Below are 4,749 nucleotides of genomic sequence, written 5' to 3' on the forward strand. Positions count from 1 at the left end.
CGCGCGGCGGCGGAATCCCGGTCGGTGTCGTGCGGGCCGCGGGCCTCGTGGTCCTCCGGGGCGGGCCCGGACGCGCGGCTCTCGCCGCGGCGGGCGGCCGGGATGGCGGCGGAGCCGGCGGTGGGCGCCAGGGCCTTGCCGTGCCCCTGGTCGTCCCGGCCCTCGCCGGAGGCGAACAGCGCGGAGCCGCCCGCCGCGGCAGGCTTCGGCTGCGGGCCCTCGTGAGAGGTGGGGTACTCCGTCACGCGTGGCAATCCGTCCGTCTGCGCTCGATGTGCGCTGCACTCAACTCGTTCAGTCGCGGTATACCCGCTCTGCGGCGAGGACACCGCCGCCCCCTCCCAACGCTGCCCGCTCGTTATCAAGTCCTCGTCGCAGCATGCCAATTACGCAGCCTTGCGGAGGACGATCCTACGTTTGAACCCCGGGGGCGCATCAAGGGTCTCATGAGGTCATGTGCGCCGGGGTGCGGTCCCAGTCCTCGGGCAGGACCGGAACGTCCCAGGCCGGATCGGGTCTCCAGTCCTGCCAGCGGTCCGAGAACGGCGGCCCCCAGGCCTTGATCAGATCCACCGCGGCGCGGCCCGCCCGGCGTACCCGCAGGGCCTGTTCGGGCAGGATCAGGCCTGACCGCTGGGCCTGTGCGAACTCGTCCTCGTCCCGCCACCTCCAGGTGCGGTCGGGGTAGACGGAGATGTCCAGGAAGTGGTCCTCGGAGTCCACCCCGCCGGCCCAGCGGGTCCGCGGCTCCTCCAGGTTCACGTACCAGCTCTTGAAGTCCCAGCCGTCGTCCCAGAACAGCCAGACCGACCACGGGTCGCGGGGCCGGGCGAGCTTGAGCACGCCGCCGCCGAACCACTGCGACCGGACGGTGGTGCGCGGGGCGGTGTAGCGGGTGGCGAGCGGTTCGTCGGCCACGGCGGTCCCGTCGGCGAGCACCGGTTTGACGCACTCGGTGCCGGGGGCCATCCAGACGGCGAGCAGCTCGTCGGTGTCCTCGACGACGGTCACGGGCCGGCAGATGTGCACCCGGCCGCCCGGACCCTGGCCGTGGTCGCGGTAGCGCCAGAGGATGTGCTCCCCGGGCGCCCAGTGCGTGTGAGGCGCGCCGCCGCGCCCGCCGCCGCCCCCGCGGCCTGCGGTACCTGTCATGCGCAGATCTTAGTCAGGGGTGGGTCATCCGCAGCACGTCCAGCGCCTCGTCGAGCTGTTCCAGGGTCAGGTCGCCGCGCTCGACGTACCCCGACTCCAGTACGACCTCGCGGATCGTCCTGCGTTCGGCGAGCGACTTCTTGGCGACCTTGGCCGCCTCCTCGTAGCCGATGTACCGGTTGAGCGGGGTGACCACGGACGGTGACGACTCCGCGTACTCCCTGGCCCGCTCGACGTTGGCGGTGATCCCGCTGACCGTGCGGTCGGCCAGCAGGCGGCTGGCGTTGGTGAGCAGCCGGACGGACTCCAGGAGGTTCTTGGCCATCACCGGGAGCATCACGTTGAGTTCGAAGTTGCCCGCGGCGCCCGCCGTCGCGACCGTCAGGTCGTTCCCCGTCACCTGGGCGGCCACCATCAGCACGGCCTCCGGGACGACCGGATTGACCTTGCCGGGCATGATCGAGGAGCCCGGCTGGAGATCGGGCAGGTTGATCTCGGCCAGCCCGGTGCGCGGGCCGGAGGCCATCCACCGCAGATCGTTGGCGATCTTGGTGAGGGAGACCGCGACGGTGCGGAGCGCGCCCGAGGTCTCCACCAGCGCGTCCCGGGCGCCCTGGGCCTCGAAGTGGTCGCGCGCCTCGGTCAGCGGCAGCCCGGTCCGTCCGGCGATCTCGGCGATCACGGCCGCCGCGAAGCCGGGCGGGGTGTTGATGCCGGTGCCCACGGCCGTGCCGCCCAGGGGCAGTTCGGCGAGCCGGGGCAGGGCCGCCCGCAGCCGCTCGACGCCGTAGCGGATCTGGGCGGCGTACCCGCCGAACTCCTGGCCCAGGGTGACGGGCGTGGCGTCCATGAGGTGGGTGCGGCCCGCCTTGACCACGTCGGCGAACGCGGCGGACCGGGCGCCCAGGGCCGCCGCCAGGTGCTGCAGGGCGGGGACCAGGTCCTCGGTGACCGCGGCGGTGGCGGCGATGTGGATGGAGGACGGGAAGACGTCGTTGGAGCTCTGCGAGGCGTTGACGTGGTCGTTGGGGTGGACGTCCCGGCCCAGCCGCTCGCTCGCCAAGGTGGCGATCACCTCGTTGGCGTTCATGTTGGAGGAGGTCCCCGAGCCCGTCTGGAAGACGTCCACCGGGAAGTGGTCGTCCCAGCGGCCTTCGGCCACCTCCGAAGCGGCCGAGACGATCGCCTCGGCGATGTCCGGATCCAGTACGCCCAGTTCGGCGTTGACCTTGGCGGCGGCCGCCTTGATCCGGGCCAGGGCGGCGATGTGGGCGCGCTCCAGGCGTTGCCCAGAGACGGGGAAGTTCTCCACGGCGCGCTGCGTCTGCGCACGCCATTTGGCGTGGGCGGGGACGCGGACCTCACCCATCGAGTCGTGCTCGGTCCGGTACTGATCGTCGGTCATGTGCATTGCCTCCTCAAAAAGTTGAGCAATTGTCTTGTTCAAAGTGTTCCCAACTCCCCTACCGGCCAGTAAATACCGGGGGTAACACTGACACCGGGGAGGCGTTCATGGCGCGTTTCGGACCCAGACTCAGATCTACCTTCGCCGCGGCCGCGGCGGTCGCGGCCGCCCTCGGGGGTGTCACCGCCATCACCCCCATGGCCCAGGCAGCCCCGTCCGCCCCGTCCGCCGGCCAGGCCGTCAGCCCCCTGCCGCCGGACCTGGAGGCGATCCGCGCCGCCGAGGCCACCCGCATCTACGGCGACCCGGCGATCCGCCCGATGGCCGACCGCAAGAGCGGCCTGATCTCCCTCGGCGACAGCGAGATCTCCGGCGAGGGCATCGGCACCTACGACCCCGCGACCAACACCTCGTCCAACCAGTGCCACCGCTCGCCGGACAGCGCGATCCACCGCACCGGCATCCCGGCCGACCTCACCTTCAACGTGGCCTGCTCCGGCGCCTACACCGGAAACATCCGGATCGGCGGCAGCAAGCAGTACGCCGACGAGCTGGTCCAGAGCGACAGCCTGGCGATCAAGGCCCGCAACACCAGGATCAAGATGGTCCTGCTGGTCGCCGGCGCCAACGACGACCTCCAGTTCGGCCCGGTCATGACCGACTGCGTCACCCGCTGGGTGCTCAGCCAGGGCACCTGCGAGCCCAAGTACGCCCCCGGCTGGCAGGCCCGCGTCGACGGACTGCGCCCGAAGGTCGAGGCCACGGTCGCCGACCTGCGGACCGTCATGCGCGGCGCCGGGTACGCCGACACCGACTACAAGCTCGTCGTCATGGGCTACCCGAGCCCCATCGGCCCCGACTTCTACGACAACCCCGCCTTCCCCGGGAAACTGCCCGGCGGCTGCGCCGGCTACGACTCCGACGCCACCTGGGGCCGCAACTACGCCGTCCCGACGTTCGAGAAGGGCATGCGGGCGGCGGCCCGCGCCTCCGGCGCGCTGTACCTGGACAACTCCCGGCTCTTCCACGGCCACGAGGTGTGCATGGAGGACGCCTGGGCCCGCGGGCTCTACCTGGACCTTGCCGACCACTTCCCCTGGGACGAGAACACCGCCCGGCAGTCCTTCCACCCCAACCAGCGCGGCCACGGCGCGTTCGCGTCCTGCCTGACCCAGTTCTACAACTCCGGCCTGCGCGAGGCCTCCTGCGCCGACCCGGCGAGCACCGGCACCCCGGTCCTGCAGACCGGCGCCTGGGACGACCTCTACCGGCCCCTGCGCGGCGAGGCGACCGGCAACTGCCTCGACGCCTTCGGCGGCTCCAGCGCGAACGGGACCAAGGTGTACGGCTGGGACTGCCACGGCGGGCGCAACCAGGGCTGGTGGTACGACGCCCCGCGCAAGGCCGTCCACGTCGAACTGACCCACGACCGCTGCCTGGACGTGCCCGGCGCCTCGTACGCGGCCGGTACCGGCCTGGTCCTGTGGAACTGCCACGGCGGGGCCAACCAGCAGTTCGTCAAGGACGGCGCCACCGTCCGCCCCGCCGCCGCCCCGGGCCTCTGCCTGACCGTGGCCGCCGCCCACGACCCGGTCCGCCTCCAGCCGTGCAACGGCTCGGCGAGCCAGCGCTTCGCCTGACGGCGGCGCCCGCACCCGGCCGGCGCGACCCGGCCGGGTGCTCCTACTTCCGCAGCGGCGGCAGCGGGGCGGAGTCCACCGCGAAGCCGCCGGCGGTCACCGTCGTGAAGGGCGCCGGGGCCATGCAGATGCCCGTCCGGGGGACGAACGGCTCGCGGCCCGGATCGGCGTTGGCCACGCCCCAGGAGAAGCCCAGCCGGTCCGGCGCGCCGTACCGGCCGTCCTGCACGCTGATGCCGATCCGGGTGCCCGCGGGGTCGACGTTCGACTTCGTCACGACCGCCGTGAGGGTGGCGACCCCGTCGCCGGTGACCAGGCAGTCCACCTCGGCCTCCGACGTGCCGACCTCACCGGTCGCCGCGATCCGGTGGTGGACGGTGACCTTGCCCTTCGCGTCCACCGGCAGTCCCTCCACCGGCTTTCCGTCGAGGGTGAAGGGGCGGGTGTACGGCGCAGCCTTCGCCTCCACGGTGAACCGGATGTCGTCGCCGTCCGGCGCGTAGGCGAAGTGCACCCGGGCGGCGCCGCGCACGGCGGCGGTACGGGCCGGGG

At 72.5% G+C, this 4,749-nt stretch carries 4 protein-coding genes and 1 pseudogene; 1 reads left to right on the forward strand and 4 read right to left on the reverse strand.

The annotated features are described in order from the left end of the window. The 3 genes and pseudogenes from LG632_RS29475 to LG632_RS29485 all read right to left on the reverse strand — a co-directional run. Window positions 1-245 (reverse strand): annotated as a pseudogene (locus LG632_RS29475) (hypothetical protein); the annotation flags it as partial. Window positions 246-444: 199 nt separating this feature from the next. Further along, window positions 445-1,152: a cytidylyl-2-hydroxypropylphosphonate hydrolase gene (gene fomD, locus LG632_RS29480; protein ID WP_226730989.1), complete on the reverse strand. Its 708-nt coding sequence runs from the start codon at window positions 1,150-1,152 to the stop codon at window positions 445-447. A gap of 13 nt (window positions 1,153-1,165) precedes the next feature. After that, window positions 1,166-2,563: a class II fumarate hydratase gene (locus LG632_RS29485; RefSeq protein ID WP_374203635.1), complete on the reverse strand. Its 1,398-nt coding sequence runs from the start codon at window positions 2,561-2,563 to the stop codon at window positions 1,166-1,168. A gap of 101 nt (window positions 2,564-2,664) precedes the next feature. On the opposite strand from LG632_RS29485, the gene LG632_RS29490 reads away from it, so the two are divergent. Continuing rightward, the gene (locus tag LG632_RS29490) at window positions 2,665-4,197 is read left to right on the forward strand and encodes a ricin-type beta-trefoil lectin domain protein (protein WP_226730991.1); all 1,533 of its coding nucleotides are present in this window, start codon (window positions 2,665-2,667) and stop codon (window positions 4,195-4,197) included. A 43-nt stretch (window positions 4,198-4,240) separates the two neighbouring features. On the opposite strand, the gene LG632_RS29495 is transcribed toward LG632_RS29490, so the two are convergent. Then, a partial coding sequence (locus LG632_RS29495; RefSeq protein WP_226730992.1) for a hypothetical protein occupies window positions 4,241-4,749 on the reverse strand: 509 nt, incomplete at its 5' end.

Origin of the sequence: Streptomyces antimicrobicus (genome assembly GCF_020532625.1) — a bacterium.
Lineage (GTDB): Bacteria > Actinomycetota > Actinomycetes > Streptomycetales > Streptomycetaceae > Streptomyces > Streptomyces antimicrobicus.